The sequence below is a fragment of the Vandammella animalimorsus genome (assembly GCF_002285265.1).
GTDB lineage: Bacteria > Pseudomonadota > Gammaproteobacteria > Burkholderiales > Burkholderiaceae_C > Lampropedia.
Map to the genome: position 1 here is coordinate 780,110 of NZ_NSJB01000001.1, position 16,806 is coordinate 796,915.

14 protein-coding genes are annotated in these 16,806 nt (G+C 68.6%); 6 read left to right on the forward strand and 8 right to left on the reverse strand.

Annotation, left to right across the window (positions count from 1 at the left end):
- Window positions 1-65: 65 nt before the first annotated feature.
- Window positions 66-776 carry an RlmE family RNA methyltransferase gene (locus tag CK625_RS03310; protein ID WP_095538800.1) on the reverse strand — a complete coding sequence of 237 codons (711 nt, stop codon included), beginning with the start codon at window positions 774-776 and terminating at the stop codon, window positions 66-68.
- Between the two features lie 90 nt (window positions 777-866).
- On the opposite strand from CK625_RS03310, the gene CK625_RS03315 reads away from it, so the two are divergent.
- From CK625_RS03315 to CK625_RS03325, 3 genes are all read left to right on the forward strand, one after another.
- On the forward strand, window positions 867-1,337 hold the full coding sequence (locus CK625_RS03315) for a YhbY family RNA-binding protein (protein ID WP_095538801.1): 471 nt from the start codon (window positions 867-869) through the stop codon (window positions 1,335-1,337).
- A complete protein-coding gene (locus CK625_RS03320) occupies window positions 1,337-2,149 on the forward strand; it encodes a glycosyltransferase (protein ID WP_429001288.1) in 813 nt (270 codons plus the stop codon). The genes CK625_RS03315 and CK625_RS03320 overlap by 1 nt, the downstream gene beginning before the upstream one ends.
- Window positions 2,150-2,251: 102 nt before the next feature.
- Complete coding sequence (locus CK625_RS03325; RefSeq protein ID WP_095538802.1) at window positions 2,252-3,166, forward strand: SURF1 family protein; 915 nt, start codon at window positions 2,252-2,254, stop codon at window positions 3,164-3,166.
- Between the two features lie 37 nt (window positions 3,167-3,203).
- On the opposite strand, the gene CK625_RS03330 is transcribed toward CK625_RS03325, so the two are convergent.
- Window positions 3,204-3,824: a class I SAM-dependent methyltransferase gene (locus tag CK625_RS03330; RefSeq protein ID WP_095538803.1), complete on the reverse strand. Its 621-nt coding sequence runs from the start codon at window positions 3,822-3,824 to the stop codon at window positions 3,204-3,206.
- Window positions 3,825-4,094: 270 nt separating this feature from the next.
- Between CK625_RS03330 and CK625_RS03335 the strand changes: the two genes are divergently transcribed.
- Window positions 4,095-5,120, forward strand: a complete 1,026-nt coding sequence (locus tag CK625_RS03335; protein WP_095539065.1) for a YcjF family protein — start codon at window positions 4,095-4,097, stop codon at window positions 5,118-5,120.
- 139 nt (window positions 5,121-5,259) lie between these two features.
- Here the strand turns inward: CK625_RS03335 and CK625_RS03340 are convergent, their stop codons facing one another.
- From CK625_RS03340 to CK625_RS03350, 3 genes are all read right to left on the reverse strand, one after another.
- A complete protein-coding gene (locus tag CK625_RS03340) occupies window positions 5,260-5,916 on the reverse strand; it encodes a 2-hydroxychromene-2-carboxylate isomerase (protein ID WP_095538804.1) in 657 nt (218 codons plus the stop codon).
- A gap of 89 nt (window positions 5,917-6,005) precedes the next feature.
- Complete coding sequence (locus CK625_RS03345) at window positions 6,006-7,580, reverse strand: FAD/NAD(P)-binding protein (protein WP_172425074.1); 1,575 nt, start codon at window positions 7,578-7,580, stop codon at window positions 6,006-6,008.
- A 10-nt stretch (window positions 7,581-7,590) separates the two neighbouring features.
- Window positions 7,591-8,649, reverse strand: coding sequence for a Bug family tripartite tricarboxylate transporter substrate binding protein (locus CK625_RS03350; RefSeq protein ID WP_095538806.1), 1,059 nt, complete (start codon window positions 8,647-8,649; stop codon window positions 7,591-7,593).
- Between the two features lie 288 nt (window positions 8,650-8,937).
- On the opposite strand from CK625_RS03350, the gene ilvD reads away from it, so the two are divergent.
- Window positions 8,938-10,683, forward strand: coding sequence for a dihydroxy-acid dehydratase (gene ilvD / locus CK625_RS03355; RefSeq protein WP_095538807.1), 1,746 nt, complete (start codon window positions 8,938-8,940; stop codon window positions 10,681-10,683).
- A gap of 112 nt (window positions 10,684-10,795) precedes the next feature.
- On the opposite strand, the gene CK625_RS03360 is transcribed toward ilvD, so the two are convergent.
- The 3 genes from CK625_RS03360 to CK625_RS03370 all read right to left on the reverse strand — a co-directional run bounded on the left by CK625_RS03360 (window position 10,796) and on the right by CK625_RS03370 (window position 15,264).
- Entirely contained in the window at window positions 10,796-11,776 is a 981-nt protein-coding gene (locus CK625_RS03360; protein WP_095538808.1) for a quinone oxidoreductase family protein, read from the reverse strand.
- Between the two features lie 81 nt (window positions 11,777-11,857).
- Window positions 11,858-12,691 carry an SDR family oxidoreductase gene (locus CK625_RS03365; protein ID WP_095538809.1) on the reverse strand — a complete coding sequence of 278 codons (834 nt, stop codon included), beginning with the start codon at window positions 12,689-12,691 and terminating at the stop codon, window positions 11,858-11,860.
- A gap of 200 nt (window positions 12,692-12,891) precedes the next feature.
- Window positions 12,892-15,264 carry a Tex family protein gene (locus CK625_RS03370; protein WP_095538810.1) on the reverse strand — a complete coding sequence of 791 codons (2,373 nt, stop codon included), beginning with the start codon at window positions 15,262-15,264 and terminating at the stop codon, window positions 12,892-12,894.
- A 334-nt stretch (window positions 15,265-15,598) separates the two neighbouring features.
- Here CK625_RS03370 and CK625_RS03375 point away from each other — a divergent pair, with 334 nt between their 5' ends.
- Window positions 15,599-16,759, forward strand: a complete 1,161-nt coding sequence (locus CK625_RS03375) for a hypothetical protein (RefSeq protein WP_095538811.1) — start codon at window positions 15,599-15,601, stop codon at window positions 16,757-16,759.
- Window positions 16,760-16,806 lie beyond the last annotated feature (47 nt).

Genomic DNA, 16,806 nt, shown 5'->3' on the forward strand with positions numbered 1-16,806 from the left:
CGTCGTGCGATGGGCCAATAGCAGATGACAGATGACAGATGACAGATGGCAGATGGCGTGGGCGATCAACCCTGGCTGCCGCGCAGGCCCTGGCCGATCAGAAAGACCTCGGCCGAGCGGCTGCGCGAGGCCTTGGGCTTGTAGGGCCGGCTTTTGCGAAAAATCTGGCGAAACAGCGCCACCAGCTCGTCGTAGCCGGGGCCGTGAAACACCTTGGCCACCATGGCGCCATCGCTGCGCAGATGCGCCTGCGCAAAGTCCACGGCCATTTCCACCAGCGTCTGCACGCGCGCGCCATCGGTGGCGGCATGGCCGCTGAGGTTGGGCGCCATGTCGGAGACCACCAAGTCCACGGCCCGGCCCTGCACGGCCTGCTGCAGGCGCTGCAGCACCTCGTCCTGCTGGAAATCGCCCTGGATGAAATGCACGCCGGCCACCGGCTCCATGGGCAGCAGGTCCACCCCCACCACCAGCGGCGCAGCGGCTGCGCCCTGGCCTGCCGCGCCGCCCTCGGCCGGCGTGCGCCCCAGCGCCAGCTTGCGGCTTAAGTACTGGCACCAAGCGCCGGGGGCGCAGCCCAGATCGACCACCACGCGCGCGCCCTTGAGCAGCTGAAACTCCTGATCGAGCTCCTGCAGCTTGTACGCCGCGCGGGCGCGGTAGCCCTCCTTCTGCGCCAGCTTGACGTAAGGGTCGTTGAGGTGGTCGTGCAGCCAGGTCTTGTTGACCTTGCCGGTCTTGCCCGCGTTGCCCGCACGACTGTGCTTGCCCGTCATGAATCGATGCTCTCCAGATTGCGCCTTGCGATATGGTCAAAGAGGGCGGCCAGGCTCTGAGAGCCTGGCCGCATGGCCGATAATCATGCCATGACTGCCTTGACCCTGACCCCGGCCCAGCGCCGCAGCCTGCGCGCCGATGCCCACCACCTCGACCCGGTCGTTCTCATCGGCGCGGAGGGCCTGAGCCCCGCCGTCGAAAAGGAGGTCCAGGCCGCCCTGCAAGCCCATGGCCTGATCAAGATCCGCGTCTTCAACGACGACCGCCAGTTGCGCGAGCAGTACCTGCAGCAGCTGTGCGAGCAGCTGGGCGCTGCCGCCGTGCAGCACATCGGCAAGCTGCTGGTGCTCTGGCGCCCGCAGGCGCCCAAGGCCCGCGCGGCGGGCACGGGCGGCAAGGCCCCCACCGATGTCAAGGTCGTCAAGCCCGGCAAGCGCGCCGGCCAGCGCCCGGAGATCAAGCACGTGCGCGTGCTGGGCAACCAGCGCCTGACCGCCGGCGGCAACGTCAAGAAGGCCAAGCCGCGCCAAAGCTCGGCCAAGAAGAAGTCGCTCGATTGATGCAGGCCGCCGCCCCCCCCAACACCGCCGCCATGCACCCGCAGCGCGCCCCGGCGCCGGCCGCCACGCGGCATGTGCTGTGCATGAAATGGGGCAGCAAATACGGCCCTGAATACGTCAACCGCCTCTACGCCATGGCGCAGCGCCACCTGCAGGGGCCGTTTCGCTTTATCTGCCTGACCGACGATGTGCAGGGCATCCGCCCCGAGGTCGAGTGCTTTCCCATCCCCGAGCTGGACTGGCAGCGCTACCCGCGCCAGCCCGACCGCGCCTGGAAGAAGCTGGCCACGTTCTCGCCCGATCTGCGCGAGCGCTACGGCCTGCAGGGCGTGGCGCTGTTTCTCGATCTGGACGTGGTGGTCGTCGGCCCGCTCGATGACTTCTTCACCCTGCCCGGGCCGTTTCGCATCATCCACGACTACCCACGGCCCTGGAAGCGCCACCGCATCACCGGCAACTCCTCCGTCTACCGCTTCGAGATCGGCGCGCACCCGGACGTGCTGGAATACTTCCAGCGCAACGTGGCCCAGGTGCAGCAGCAGTTTCGCAATGAGCAGGCCTATCTGTCGGACTACCTGCACCGCCAGGGCCAGCTGGCCTATTGGCCAGAGCCCTGGTGCCCCAGCTTCAAGTACCACGGCATCCCCGCCTGGCCGAGCAACTACTGGCGCGAGCCCTTCATCCCCGAGCAGGCCAGAATCGTCATCTTCCACGGTGAATGCAATCCGCCCGATGCCCTGGCCGGCCGGCGCAACCGCCGCTTTCGCTACATCCGCCCGGCCCGCTGGATTGCCAAGCACTGGCGCGAGTGAACACTGGCGCGCATCAAGCCCACTGCCCTGCCCTGCCGCCCTGCCCGCCACCATCGGGCCATCGCCCTGGCGCGCGGCCCATGGCCGATCTGAACCCTCCACATGCCCGTCAACGCCCACCCCACAACAGATGCCGCCGCCGCTGCCAGTGCCGCGCCTTCCAAAGCCAAACGCTGGGCCTTGCTGGCCTTTTTGAGCCTGAACACGCTGCTGTTTTGCAGCCTGGGCAGCTGGCAGGTGCAGCGCCTGGGCTGGAAAAAAGAGCTGATCGCGCGCGTGCAGGCGCGTGTGCAGGCCAGCCCCGAGGCCCCGCCCGCCCCCGCGCAATGGCCGCAGCTGGGCGCTGACGACGAATACCGACGCCTGCAACTGGCCGGCCAGTTGCTGACCGAGCGCAGTATCCCCGTCTATGCCAACACCGACCTGGGGCCGGGCTACTGGCTCATGGCGCCGCTGCAACTGGCGTCGCAGCCTGCCGATGCCAGCGCAGACACCAATGCCAGCACAAATGCCAGCACTGGCGCGCGCGCTGCAACGCCCGCCGTGGTCTGGATCAACCGCGGCTTCATCCCCACGGCCATGCGCCACAGCCCGGACTACGCCCGCCTGAGCGCACCGGCCGCCGAGGCCCAGCGCAGCGTGCAGGTCACCGGCCTGCTGCGCCTGCCGCCGCGCCCGCACTGGTTCTCGCGCGACAACCGCCCGGCCGAGCAGCGCTGGTACCAGCGCAACCCGGCCGAGCTATCGGCCGCGCAGGCCCTGCCCGCCCAGGTGACAGCGCCTTATTTCGTCGATGCGCAGCAGATCGAACCCAGCCACACGCTGCCCAGCGCTGGGGGCAGCGCCGCCCAGGCCTGGCCGCGCCCGGGGCTGACGCAGCTGCAGTTTCGCAACAACCACCTGAGCTACGCGCTGACCTGGTTCACGCTGGCCCTGCTCAACATCGCCGCGCTGATCTACCTGCTGTTCTTCGAGCCGCGCCGCGCGCCCCCAGACCCACGCGGCCCTGCCGACTGAATGCGCCGCGCCATTGATGCATCGACGCATTGGCGCATCAGCGGTTTTCGATCACCACCAGGCGCGAGAGATTGAGCGCATTGACCGGGCGCACCGATTCGATGCGCCAGTCGTAGCGCTCGATGTGCTGGTCGTAGGCAAAGTCCGAATCGAAGCCAATGCGCTTGGTGAAAGGCTTGGCCATGCGTTCGAGCACGCGCCACACCGGCCCGGCGTTGGAGAAGTGGTTCAGCACCACGATGCGCCCGCCCGGGCGGCACACGCGCCGCACCTCACGGATGAAAGCCCGCGGATCGGGCGTGACCGAATAGGTATAGGGCAAGCTCACGCAATCGAATTGCCCGTCGGCAAACGGCAGCGATTCGCCATTGGCCACCAGCAGCGTCACCGGCGCGGCGCGCGCCGGATCCACGCGGCCGCGCGCCTTTTGCAGCATGCCGGGCGACAAATCCACGCCGGTGACCGGCACATGCGCCGGGTACAGCGGCAGCAGCAGGCCCGTGCCCACGCCGATTTCCAGAATGCTCTGCGGCGGGCGGCGCTGCAGCTCCTGCGCCAGCGCGCGGCGGCCTGGCTCCAGCACCAGACCAAACAATTTGTCGTATATCTGCGCGTACTGGTCGTAGCGGTCGCGCACGTCTTTGAGCGTCGTTTTCAATTTTCACCATCATGGGGCTTGAAAAGCCGCCAATCCGCCAAGAACTGCAGGCCGCTGCGCCAAACATGCCCTGCGTTGGCATGCGCACGGCGCAGGCCCGCGCGAAAAAGCGCCGAGTATAGGCCCCCGGCCAGCCCATTGGCCGCGCCCTGGCGCGGCCATTGATCTGCGCCGACAATGGGCCACGGGCCATGAGCCCCGCAGTCTCGCCCGCGCCGGGCACGCGCGCCGGCATCCCATCCCCTTCACCGCCAAGGCCACGCCATGACCATGACCACCCAGGAAATCCGCTCCGTCCTCACCATCAGCCTGCTGGCCGCCTATGCCGACAGCGACAAGCACGCGCGCGAGCGCGAGGAGATCCGCCGCATCGCCGAGGGGCTGAGCCAGGCCGATGAAGTCAACCTGCCCACGCTGTACCAGGACGTGCTGCTCAAGCGCACCAACCTGGCGCAGGCCATTGCCGGGCTGCCCAGCATGGAAAGCCGCCAGCTGGCCTACGAGATGGCCGTGTGCGTCTGCGATGCCGACGGCAGCACCAGCGAGCGCGAACGCGCCTTCCTGGGCGAGCTGCACCAGGCGCTGGGGCTGGAGCAGCAATTTGCCCAGCAAACCCTGCACGACGGCGAGGCCATGGCCCAGGCGCCGCTGCAAACGGCCACTGGCGCGCCCGTGGCCGCCGCCAGCGCCCTGGCTGCCCCGATAACGCCCCAGACAGCGGCCCCGGCAGCGGCCCCGGCCCAGCCGGCTGGGCGCCCCAGCACGCTCGACGAGCAGGCCATGAAGCAAAAAATCCTGCGCGCCGCCACGCTCAATGGCGCCATCGAGCTGCTGCCCGAGTCGCTCTCGACCATGGCCATCATCCCGCTGCAAATGCGCCTGGTCTATCAGATCGGCCAGAGCTACGGCTACGAGCTGGACAAGGGCCACATCCGCGACTTCCTGGCCACCATCGGCGTGGGCATGACCTCGCAATACCTGGAGCAGGCCGGGCGCAAGCTGCTGGGCGGCCTGCTGGGCAAAGCCGGCAAGGGGCTGCTGGGCGGGCTGGGCAAGCAGGCCGTCAGCTCCGGCATGAGCTTTGCCGCCACCTACGCGCTGGGCCACGTCGCCAACCAGTACTACGCCGCCGGGCGCAGCATCTCGGCGCAAATGCTCAAGGACAGCTACGCCCACATGCTGCAGGACGGCCGCCAGCTGCACACGCAGTACCTGCCGGACATGCGCCAGCAGGCGCAGGGCCTGAACGCCACGCGGCTCATGTCGCTGGTGCGCGGCAACAGCCAGGCGTTTTAAGCGGCTGGATGTAAAGCTCGGCGCGAAGGGGCGGCAGCGGCTTGGGCCCGGCTGCAAGGCGCAAAGGCGGCGCAATGGCGCAGCACCGCAGGCCAGCCCGATCTGCTGCGTGGCCTGCCGTGCAAGGCATCCGAATGCGTCAGCAGCGGCCAGCCGCGCGCCGTGCCAGCGCGCGGTCCACGAAGCCCAGCCGGTCCTGGCCCCAGTAGCGCACGCCGTCCAGCACGTAGGTGGGCGCGCCGAAGATGCCCTGCTCCAAAGCCTCCTGCGTGTACTGGCGGTACAGGGCCTGGGTGGCGGGGGCTTGCTCCAGCGCCTGCAGGGCCGCGCCGTCGTAGCCGTTTTCATTGGCCACGGCGATGCGCACTTCGGCCCGGGCGGTGTCGCGCTCCTCCAGCCACAGCGCGCGCAGCAGCGCGTGCGAGAGGGGCTGCACGTCCAGCCCCTGGGCCTGGGCGGCGATCAGCATCCAGCCGGCGTGCTTGTTCCAGTGGGGGTCGGGGTGCGCGCCTTGCGGGTAATGGCGCGGCTGCAGCACGATGGGCAGGCCCAGGTATTCGCTCCAGCGGGCCAGTTCTTCCTGGTGGTAGCTGCGCCGCGCCGCGGGCCGGGTGCGCAGCGGAATGCCACCGGTCTGCGGCACCACGGCCTGGAAGTCAAACGGCTTGAAGACCAGGCGCACGCGGTGGCGGCGCACGATGTCTTGCAGCTGCGGGCCGGCAAAGTAGGCCCAGGGGGAGGAAAGGCTGTAGTAGCAGGCCAGCGTGGCGCTGCCTTCGGGGGTGTCGGTGGTCATGGCAAGGCGGTGAGGGGCTGCGTGAGGGGGCTGCGTGAGGGGGCTGCGGCAGGCAGCCATCAAGGGAAAAACTATGGGCCTGTCTCAGCTCAAGGCTGGGTGGGGGGCGGCACGTACCAGCGCGTGTCCTTGAGTTCGGGCTCGTCGTGCGCCAGCAGGCGCTGCCAGTGGGCCTGGGCATCGAGCGTGAACAGGTCGCTGGCGATGGCCGCGGCCAGGCGGCGCGCGCCAATGCCCAGGCCGGGGATGTCGCCGGCCAGCGCGCCGTGGCTGAGGGTGCTGCCCCAGTTGAACAGGTGCATGCGCGCCAGCGCCTGGGCCACCTCCGGCGGCTGGCCGGCCGTGGCGCGCAGCTCGAAGCCGGGCCCCAGGTAGGGAAAGCGCGCGGCTTCGGCGTGGCTGGCGGCTTCGTCCGCGGGCACGTGCTGCGCCCAGGTGTCGATGGCGCTGGCGTAGGGGGCCAGTTCGGGGCGGTCGAGCAGGTTGACGTCAAAGCCGGTGCCGAAGATCACGGCGTCGAAGCGCTGCGGGCCTTGCGGCGTGGTGACGCGCACGCCGTGCGCATCGGGCGCCACGTCCAGCCAGTTCTGGCCCAGTTGCAGGCTGAAGGCGGCGTGGGCGTCGCAACGGCGCACGGTCTCCCACGGCGGGGGCACTTGCTCGCTGAAGATGTAGGTGTAAAAGCGCCAGCGCTGCGCGTCGTCGAGCCGCTCGAAGCCGTGGAAGAAGCCGGGAAACGAGGTCCATTTGCTCTTGTTGACCTGCGGCAGCTGGGCGCGGCGGGCAAATTGCGTCACGCGCGCGCCGGCCTCCAGCGCGCAGGCGGCGTTGTCGAAGGCCGAGGCGCCCACGCCCAGCACGCCCACGTGGCGGCCGGCCAGCGCGGCGAAGTCGATGGCATCGGCGCTGTGGAATACGCGGCCGGCGGCCAGGGGGTCATCGCGGCGCAGGCTGGGGTAATGCGGCCAGCGCGGCGCGCCGCTGCCGTCGCGGCCCAGGGCCAGCACCAGCTTGCGGGTGTAGACGGTTTGCTCGCCCTGCGGGCCGTGCAGGCGCACGCGCAGCAGCGGGCCTTCGTGCGCCACGTCCAGCAGCTGCACGCCGTTTTCCACCGGCAGGCCCACGGTGTCGCGCACCCACAGCAGGTAGTCGCGCCAGTCCAGCCGGCCCACCTTGTGCAGCGTGGCCCAGCCGTCAGCGCCGTGCTGCGCTTCGTACCAGGCGCGAAAGCTCAGGCTGGGCACGCCCAGATCGGGGCCGGTCAGGTGCTTGGGGCTGCGCAGCGTGAGCATGCGCGCGTAGGTGCCCCAGGGGCCTTCGTGCCCGCGCGCGGCGCGGTCGATGAGGCGGATGCGGCCGATGCCTTCGCGCAGCAGGGCGAAGGCCGCGGTCTGGCCGCACATGCCGGCGCCGGCGATGAGCACGTCCAGCGCATGGCCGCCGCCGGGCTGCGCTGCGGGCAGCGACCAGTCCGGCACGGGCCAGTTCAGCCGGGCCAGATCGGCGCGCGCCTGCTGCGCCAGGCGCGCCAGCGCAGCCGTATCGCGCGCGCTGGCCAGGGCCTGCGGCGGCACGGGCGGCAGGGCGCGCTCGGCCCGGGTGGCCTCTGGCGCGCTGGCGCGGGAGGGGGGAAGGGTTGAAAGCTCGGTTTGCGGCATGGGCATGTCAGTGCGTTCAGTTGATCTGCACCTTGGCGGCCTTGACCACCTCGGCCCACTTGCGGCGATTGTCCCGCACCGTGACGGCGAACTGCGCCGGCGTTTCAACGCGCACGGCATTGCCCATGGATTCGATGCGCTCGCGCATCGCAGGCTGTTGCAGCACGCCCGTGATGGCGGCGTTGAGGCGCTGCACGATGGGCGCGGGCGTGCCCTTGGGGGCGAACACGCCAAACCAGATGGCGCTGTCAAAGCCCTGCGTGCCGGGCAGGCCGCTGTCGGCAATGGGCGGCACGTCGGCCACGGCCGGCACGCGCTGGGCCGTGGTCACGCCCAGCAGGCGCACCTTGCCGGCCTTGGCGTGCGGCAGCACGGTCTGCACCTGGTTCATGATGCAGCAGGTTTCGCCGCGCAGCACGGCACCGATGGCGTCCGGCCCGCCCTTGTAGGGCACGTGCACCATGTCCAGCCCCAGGCGCGAGTTGAACTCGGCAAAGGCCATGTGCGTGCCCGTGCCGTTGCCGGTGGAGGCAAAGTTGTACTTGCCCGGATGGGCCTTGATCTCGGCCACGAACTCGGCCAGGCTCTTCACGTCGATGACCTCGGGGTTGATGGTCAGCACGTTGGAGACATCGTTGATCGGCGCCACGGGCACGAAGTCGGCCTCCACATCGAAGGGCAGATTCTTGTACAGCGCGGCATTGCTGCCATGCGTGGCCGCCGTGCCAAAGGCCAGTGTGTAGCCATCGGGCCTGGCGCGCGCGACGAACTCGCTGGCGATGTTGCCGGCCGCGCCCGGCTTGTAATCGATGATGACCGGCTGGCCCAGGGCCTTGGCCAGCGGCTCCTGAATCAGCCGCGCGATCACGTCCACGCCAGAGCCGGCGGGAAAAGCCATGATGAGTGTGATGGGCTGCGCGGGCCAGTTGGCGACTGACTGTGCCGCCTGCGTGGCTGTTTGCTCAGGCAGCTTTTGCCCGCCGCTGGCCCAGGCAGAAACGGCCAGCGTGGCCGCGCCGCCCAGCAAGGCCAATGCGCCCAGCGCAGCGCGGCGATTGATGTTGCGAATGTTCATAGTGACTCTCCATCAGCGCCCGCCCAACCGGGGCGCCCGTGCAGCGCATTGTGGTCCAGGCTACACAACGGCAGAGCATGAGCTTATATCGCGCGCCAATGGCAAGCTGCGGGCAGCGCAGCCTGCCCCAAGGCGCCTGGGCCCGATCGCGCACTGGAAGAAACCGCGCCAAGACCAGACAGCCCCGCGCAAGCCCGGCCCAGGCCACGGCAGGCGGCACAATAGACACTTTTCGTGAGCGGGCCCCGCCCGCCCGCGCATCGCCCCTGCCCCACCCCGAGAAAGACCATGAGCGAGCACAAAACCATCCCCATCCGCCCCGCCAACGAGCGCAGCGCCCACATCACCCAGGGCAAATCGCGCGCGCCCAACCGCTCCATGTACTACGCGCTGGGCTATACCGAGAGCGATTTCGACAAGCCCATGGTCGGCATCGCCAACGGCCACTCCACCATCACGCCCTGCAACGCAGGCCTGCAACGCCTGGCCGATGCGGCTGTGGAGGGCATCCGGCAAGCGGGCGGCAACCCGCAAATCTTCGGCACGCCCACGATCTCCGACGGCATGTCCATGGGCACCGAGGGCATGAAGTACTCGCTGGTCAGCCGCGAAGTCATCGCCGATTGCATCGAGACCTGCGTGGGCGGGCAGTGGATGGACGGCGTGCTGGTCATCGGCGGCTGCGACAAGAACATGCCCGGCGGCATGATGGGCATGCTGCGCGCCAACGTGCCGGCCATCTACGTTTACGGTGGCACCATCCTGCCCGGGCGCTACAAGGGGCAGGACCTGAACATCGTCAGCGTGTTCGAGGCCGTGGGCCAGAACGCCGCCGGCAACATGAGCGATGAGGAATTGAAAGAAATCGAGCAGCGCGCCATCCCCGGCAACGGCTCGTGCGGCGGCATGTACACGGCCAACACCATGTCCAGCGCCTTCGAGGCCCTGGGCATGAGCCTGCCCTACTCCTCCACCATGGCCAACCCGCACGACGAGAAGCAAAACTCCGCCAAGGAATCGGCCCAGGTGCTGCTGCAAGCCATCCGCAACAACCTGCGCCCGCGCGACATCGTCACCCGCAAGGCGCTGGAAAACGCCGTGGCCGTCATCATGGCCACGGGCGGCTCCACCAACGCCGTGCTGCACTTTCTGGCCATCGCCCACGCCGCCGGCATCGAGGATTGGAGCATCGACGACTTCGAGCGCATCCGCAAAAAAGTGCCCGTGATCTGCGACCTCAAACCCTCGGGCAAATACATGGCCGTCGACCTGCACCGCGCAGGCGGCATTCCGCAGGTCATGAAAATCCTGCTCAACGCGGGCCTGCTGCACGGCGACTGCATGACCATCACCGGCAAGACCATCGCCGAAACCCTGGCCGACGTGCCCGATGCGCCCCGCGCCGATCAGGACGTCATCCGCCCCATCGACAAACCCCTGTACGCCCAGGGCCACCTGGCCATCCTGCGCGGCAACCTCAGCCCCGAAGGCGCGGTGGCCAAGATCACCGGCCTGAAAAACCCCGCCATCACCGGCCCCGCGCGCGTGTTCGACGACGAGCAATCGGCCCTGCAAGCCATTCTGGAAGGCAAGATCAAGGCCGGTGACGTGATGGTGCTGCGCTACCTCGGCCCCAAAGGCGGCCCCGGCATGCCCGAAATGCTCGCCCCCACCGGCGCGCTCATCGGCGCGGGCCTGGGCGAGAGCGTGGGCCTGATCACCGACGGGCGCTTCTCCGGCGGCACCTGGGGCATGGTGGTCGGCCACGTCGCCCCCGAAGCCTACGTGGGCGGCACCATCGGGCTGGTGCGCGAGGGCGACACCATCACCATCGACGCCAAGCAACTGCTGCTGCAAGTGCACGTCAGCGACGAGGAATTGGCCGAGCGCCGCAAGCACTGGCGGCAACCCGCGCCGCGCTACACCCGCGGCGTGCTGGCCAAATTCGCCCACAACGCCGCCAGCGCCAGCCGCGGCGCGGTGCTCGACGCCTGGGATGCGCCCGCCCCCGGCGGCCAGGCCGGCCAGGGCTGATGCAAGCTGCACTGCCCCTGCAGTGCAGCCCAGGCCAGATGCAAAAAGCGTCCAGAGGGGGCAGTTCAGCCCCCCTCTGGACGCTTTTTCTTTGCCTTTCGCAGACCTTCTTTTAAGGCAGCAAGATGGTCGAGCCCGTGGTCTTGCGCGCCTCCAGCGCCTGGTGTGCCTGCTGCACGTCCTGCAGCGCAAAGCGCTGTTCGATGTGGATATTCACCGCGCCCTGCTGCACGACGGCGAACAAGTCGTCGGCCATGGCCTGGGTGCGCTGGCGCGAGCTGGTGTGCGTGAACAGCGTCTGGCGCGTCACGAACAGCGACTTGGCCGCCAGCACGGCCGGGGCGAACGGCGGCACCGGGCCCGAGGCATTGCCGAAGCTGACCATCAGCCCAAAGGCGCGCAGGCAGGCCAGCGAGCCTTCCCAGGTGTCCTTGCCGACCGAGTCATACACGATCTTCACGCCCTGGCCCTGCGTGATCTCTTGCACGCGGGCGACGAAATCCTCGCGCCGGTAGTTGATGGCGTGGGCCGCGCCGTTGGCCAGCGCCAGTGCGCATTTCTCGTCCGTGCCGGCCGTGGCAATGAGCTGCAGGCCCAGGTGCCGGGCCCACTGGCAGGCAATCAGGCCCACTCCCCCTGCGGCGGCGTGAAACAGCACGTGGTCGCCCGGCTCCAGCCCCTCCATCGGGCGGCATTTCTTCAGCAGATACTGCGCCGTCAGGCCCTTGAGCATCATTGCCGCACCGGTCTCGAAGGAGATCTCATCGGGCAGACGGCAGACGTTCTGCGCCGGCATGACGCGCTCTTGCGTGTAGCTGCCCATGGGCCCGGTCGCATAGGCCACCCGATCGCCCACGCGCAAATGCTCCACCCCCGGCCCCACGGCCAGCACCTCGCCTGCAGCCTCCATGCCCAGCGCCAGCGGCAGCTCATTGGGGTACAGGCCTGTGCGGTGGTACACGTCGATGAAGTTCACGCCGATGGCCTTGTGCCGCACATGCACCTGCCCGGCCTGCACGGGCGGCAGCGGCAGATCCACCAGCTTCATTTGCTCGGGCCCTCCGAACTGGGCGATTTGCACCGTCATTGCCATAGTCGTTCCATTTCCTCTTGGTCAAACGCTCAAAACAAACGCTCAAAACAAACGCTCAAAACAAACGCTCAAAACAAACGCTCAAAACGTACCTGGATAGGCGCCCCCATCGATCAGCCAGTTCTGCCCGTTCACATAGGCCGCCTGCTGGCTGCAGAGAAAGGCGCAGATGGCGCCGAACTCCTCGGCCGTGCCAAAGCGCCCGGCCGGGATCAGCGCCCGCTGCTGCGCGCACAAGTCCTCATCGCTCAGGCCCAGGCGCTGGGCCTGGGCGTGCATGGTGCTGCGCAGGCGCTCGGTGTCGAACTTGCCCGGCAGCAGGTTGTTGATCGTCACCCCCTGCGCGGCCAGGGGCGAACGCGCCAGCCCGGCCACGAAGCCCGTCAGCCCGCTGCGCGCGCCGTTGGACAGGCCCAGCACATCGATGGGCGCCTTCACCGCGCTGGAGGTGATGTTCACGATGCGGCCAAAGCCGCGCCCGGCCATGCCATCGAGCACTGCCTTGATCAGCTCGATCGGGGTCAGCATATTGGCCTGCAGCGCCGCCAGCCACTGCGCCTGCTCCCACTGGCGGAAGTCGCCCGGCGGCGGCCCGCCGGCATTGGTCACCAGGATGTCGAAATCCATGCCCGGCCCGCCTTCGAGGGCAAAAATCTGCTCGCGCCCGGCTGGCGTGGTCACGTCCGCGGCCACTGGCAGCACCTGCGGCTGCGGCGCATGCGCATCGCTGTGCTGCTGCGCATACCAGCGCGCCAGCTTGCGCAGCTCATCGGCCGCCTTGCCCAGCCGCACCGCGCCACGGGCGTTGACGACCACGTTCACGCCCTCTTGCACCAGCGCCTTGGCACAGCCCAGGCCCAGCCCGGCGCTGGAGCCACACACCAGGGCCCAGCGCCCTTCAATCCCCAATTTCATCGCAGCGTTTTCCTTTGCTTTGAACAGGCTCTCACACCCTTGGGATGCCCTGCATGCCAAGCGCGCCGCGCCCGAGACGGGCGCAAGCCGCGCATTGTGCCAAGGGAAAGCTGTTGCACGAACGAGAGGCGCACAGTCTGCGCGAATCTGCCAAGGCACGCGGCACGGCGATTCGCACAGAGCTTGTGCTGCACAAGCGCTTACCTTTTCAGCCCCTGCAACTTGGCAAAGGCCGATTGCATGGCCGATTGCGGTTGGGCCTGGCGCGGGGCGTTGCGGTTGCCAGCGGGGCTGCGGCCGCGTTCGCCGCGCGCGCCAGCGCCTTGGCTGTGGCTGGCGGCGCTGGTGTCCAGGCGCATGGTCAGGCTGATGCGCTTGCGCGGCACGTCCACTTCCAGCACCTTGACTTTGACGACCTGGCCGGTCTTGACGATTTCGCGCGCGTCGGCGACGAATTTGTTGGCCAGTTGGCTCACGTGCACCAGCCCGTCCTGGTGCACGCCCAGATCGACGAAGGCGCCGAACTGGGCGACGTTGCTGACCGTGCCTTCGAGCACCATGTCGGGTTTCAGGTCGGCAATGTCCTGCACGCCTTCGTTGAAGCGCGCCACAACGAAGTCCGGGCGCGGGTCGCGGCCGGGTTTTTCCAGCTCGGTGAGGATGTCCTTGACGGTGATGGCGCCAAAGCCTTCGCGCGCGAATTGCTCGGGCTTGAGGCTTTTGAGCAGGGCGGTGTCGCCCATGATTTGCTCGACGGATTTGCCCGTGCCGTCCAGGATGGCCTGCACCACGGGGTAGGTTTCGGGGTGCACGCCGGTCATGTCCAGCGGGTTGTCGCCGCCGCGGATGCGCAAGAAACCCGCGCTTTGCTCGAAGGCTTTGGGCCCCAGGCCGGTGACTTTGAGCAGTTGCTGGCGGTTCTTGAACGCGCCGTGCGATTCGCGCCAGCGCACGACCGAGCGCGCCACGGAGGCGCTCAGGCCCGAGACGCGCGAGAGCAGCGGCACGCTGGCGGTGTTCAGGTCCACGCCCACGCCGTTGACGCAGTCCTCCACCACTGCGCCCAAGGTGCGGGCCAGCTCAGTCTGGTTCACATCGTGCTGGTACTGGCCCACGCCGATGGATTTGGGGTCGATCTTGACCAGCTCGGCCAGCGGGTCTTGCAGGCGGCGGGCGATGCTGGCTGCGCCGCGCAGGCTCACATCCACATCGGGCATTTCCTCGCTGGCAAAGGCGCTGGCGGAATAGACCGAGGCCCCGGCCTCGCTGACGACGACTTTCTGCACGCGCTGGCCGGCCTTGTCGGCCAGCAGCTTGACCAGCTCACCGGCGAGCTTGTCCGTCTCGCGGCTGGCCGTGCCGTTGCCGATGGCGATCAGCGCCACCTGGTGCTTGGCGCACAGCGCCGCCAGGGTGTGCAGGCTGCCTTGCCAGTCGCGGCGCGGCTCGTGCGGGTAGACGGTGGCCGTGTCCAGCAGCTTGCCGGTGGCGTCCACCACGGCGACTTTGACGCCGGTGCGGATGCCCGGATCCAGCCCCATCACGGTGTGCGCACCCGCAGGCGCGGCCAGCAGCAAATCGCGCAAGTTGTCGGCAAAGACCTTGATGGCCACGGCCTCGGCCGCTTCGCGCAGGCGGGCGAACAAATCGCGCTCCAGCGACAGGCTGAGTTTGACGCGCCAGGTCCAGGCCACCACCTTGCGCAGCCAGTCGTCGGCCGGGCGGCCCTGGTGGCTCCACTTCAGTTGCAGGGCGATGTGGCCTTCGGCCAGGCTGGGCTGGCCCGCTTCGGGCTCTTGCGGCTGGGCCAGACGCAGGTGCAGGATGTCCTGCGCACGACCACGGAACACGGCCAGGGCGCGGTGCGAGGGCACCTTGGCGATCGGCTCTTCGTATTCGTGGTAGTCCTTGAACTTGGCGATTTCCGGGTCTTGCGGGTTCTTGCCCTCGATCAAGCGGCTGCTGAGCACGCCGCCTTCCCACAGCCACTGGCGCATGGCTTGCACCAGCGCCGCGTCCTCGGCCCAGCGCTCGGCCAGGATGTCGCGCGCGCCGTCGAGCACGGCCTGTACGGTGGTGAAGTCGCTGCCATCCTCGCCTTTTTCGGCTTTGACGTAAGGCTGCGCGGCCTCGGCGGGGGTGAGACTCGGGTCGGCAAACAGCGCATCGGCCAGCGGCTCCAGCCCGGCCTCGCGCGCGATCTGGCCCTTGGTGCGGCGCTTGGGCTTGTAGGGCAGGTACAGGTCTTCCAGCTCCTGCTTGGTCTGCACCTGGGCGATGGAGGCGGCCAGTTGGGGCGTGAGCTTGCCTTGCTCCTCAATGCTCTTGAGCACTGCCCGGCGGCGCTCTTGCAGCTCGCGCAAGTAGCCCAGGCGCTCTTGCAGCGTGCGCAGTTGGGCGTCGTCCAGAGCGCCAGTGGCTTCCTTGCGGTAGCGCGCGATGAAGGGCACGGTCGCGCCTTCGTCCAGCAGCTTGACGGCCGCTTGAACCTGGCGCACAGCCGCGCCCAGCTCTTTTGCAATCAATTGCTCGATGGCCTGTTGGGTACTGGGGTCGATGGCTGCAGAAGACATGGCAAATCGGTCGGGAGTCTGGCGGCACGAAGCCGCATGCAAAGGCTTGAGGCGCTTGGAAAAAAGCTGCTCAAAAAACGAAAAGCGCGTGAGTGTGCCACAAGGCCAGCGCAGCCCAACGCCACCCAGAGCGCCACCCAGCCCCGGCGGCCTGCCGCAGCCATCGCACGCGTGCAGGCCTGGGATGCCTGCACGCATTGCGCAGGCATGGCACTCCAGGCCAGCCGGGGAAATCCCGCTGCCCAATACACCGTCGCTGAGTAACAATTGCTTTGGCTTTGGCTTTGGCTTTGGCTTTGGCTCCCTCACATCCCCATTGAAGGAGTTTTCTCACATGCGCACCACATTGCTCTCCCCCCTGATTGCTTCGGCCGTGGCGCTGCTGTGCGCCTGCGGCGGCGGCAGCGATGAGGCCCCAGGCCCTGACGCCAACCCGGGCCCTGGCAGCCACCAGCCGGGCACGCCCGATGCCGATCTGATCACGGCCCAGCCACGCGCGCGGCTGGCGCTGCTGTGGGGCCCGCTGCGCCCGGTCAGCGACGCGGCCCGCATGCAGCAGGCCGGTTGCGTGGATGGCCCAAGCGGCACGGAGGGCGGCCCGCTGCTGGGCCACACCCAGGCGCTGGCGCCGGCCCATGCCAGCGCCGCCTTGCTGACGCTGGAGCAAGGCGCCTGCGACAGGCAATGGCGCCTGCGGCGCCTGGATCTGGGCAACGGCCAGATGCACACCGTGTACACGGCGGCCCGGCCCGATTTTTCTGCGGCGCAGCCGCAGTCGCTGCTCTCGCCCAGCGCCGTGCTGGATCTGGGCCAGGGGCGCTACCTGATTGCCGATTCGGACATTTTCACCGGCGGGCTGGGCATCACCCGGCGCGACAAGCCCGGTTTTGGTAATGGCCTTTGGCTGCTGCACGCCAATGGCCAGCTGCAACAGTTGGCAGGCTTTGCCACGCCCAACCAGCCAGGCGCGCCGGGACTCTTCCAGGATGGACAAAGGCCTGCGGCCAGTTTTTCATCGCTGACGGCGCTGTGCGCCTCGCACGAGCCGCAGCGCTTTTACGCGCTGGATGCCGGCGTGCTGCGCAGCATCGACCTCGATGGCCGGGTGACGACGCTGCGGCATGGGCCAGAGGGCCGGCAGTTGCAGGGGCTGGTGTGCGGCGTGGCTGGGCAGGCGCTGGCCGCACTGCGCCCGGAGGGCGATGCGCCACAGCAGGTAACGGCCGTGGAGCTGCCCAGCGGGCAGCAATACAGCCTGCCCAGGGCAGACTTTGCCTGGCTGGTATCGCTGGCTGGCAATGGGCGGGCCTGGCGGCGCGACCCCGATCAACCTGGCAAGCTGCAGCTGTATGACCTGCAGCGCGCGCAGCCGATCGAAGGCACGACCGTGCATGCCCAGCACCCGCAACTGCAGGGCCTGGCATTCGCCGCCGGCGACGGCCAGACGCTGTACTACGCGGGCCGGCAGGCCCTGCTGCGCGTGCAGGCCGATTGAGCGGGCGCTGCGAGCACGCGGCAACGCGCCAGCGCCCGCCGTAGCCT

Bases quoted from the DNA above. Each gene is read 5' to 3' on its own strand.
- CK625_RS03370 (WP_095538810.1), bottom strand. From the start codon at position 15,264: ATGTCTTCTGCAGCCATCGACCCCAGTACCCAACAGGCCATCGAGCAA.
- CK625_RS03375 (WP_095538811.1), top strand. From the start codon at position 15,599: ATGCGCACCACATTGCTCTCCCCCCTGATTGCTTCGGCCGTGGCGCTG.
- CK625_RS03340 (WP_095538804.1), bottom strand. From the start codon at position 5,916: ATGACCACCGACACCCCCGAAGGCAGCGCCACGCTGGCCTGCTACTAC.
- CK625_RS03320 (WP_429001288.1), top strand. From the start codon at position 1,337: ATGCAGGCCGCCGCCCCCCCCAACACCGCCGCCATGCACCCGCAGCGC.
- CK625_RS03335 (WP_095539065.1), top strand. From the start codon at position 4,095: ATGACCACCCAGGAAATCCGCTCCGTCCTCACCATCAGCCTGCTGGCC.
- CK625_RS03315 (WP_095538801.1), top strand. From the start codon at position 867: ATGACTGCCTTGACCCTGACCCCGGCCCAGCGCCGCAGCCTGCGCGCC.
- CK625_RS03350 (WP_095538806.1), bottom strand. From the start codon at position 8,649: ATGAACATTCGCAACATCAATCGCCGCGCTGCGCTGGGCGCATTGGCC.
- CK625_RS03310 (WP_095538800.1), bottom strand. From the start codon at position 776: ATGACGGGCAAGCACAGTCGTGCGGGCAACGCGGGCAAGACCGGCAAG.
- CK625_RS03325 (WP_095538802.1), top strand. From the start codon at position 2,252: ATGCCCGTCAACGCCCACCCCACAACAGATGCCGCCGCCGCTGCCAGT.
- CK625_RS03345 (WP_172425074.1), bottom strand. From the start codon at position 7,580: ATGCCCATGCCGCAAACCGAGCTTTCAACCCTTCCCCCCTCCCGCGCC.
- CK625_RS03365 (WP_095538809.1), bottom strand. From the start codon at position 12,691: ATGAAATTGGGGATTGAAGGGCGCTGGGCCCTGGTGTGTGGCTCCAGC.
- CK625_RS03360 (WP_095538808.1), bottom strand. From the start codon at position 11,776: ATGGCAATGACGGTGCAAATCGCCCAGTTCGGAGGGCCCGAGCAAATG.
- ilvD (WP_095538807.1), top strand. From the start codon at position 8,938: ATGAGCGAGCACAAAACCATCCCCATCCGCCCCGCCAACGAGCGCAGC.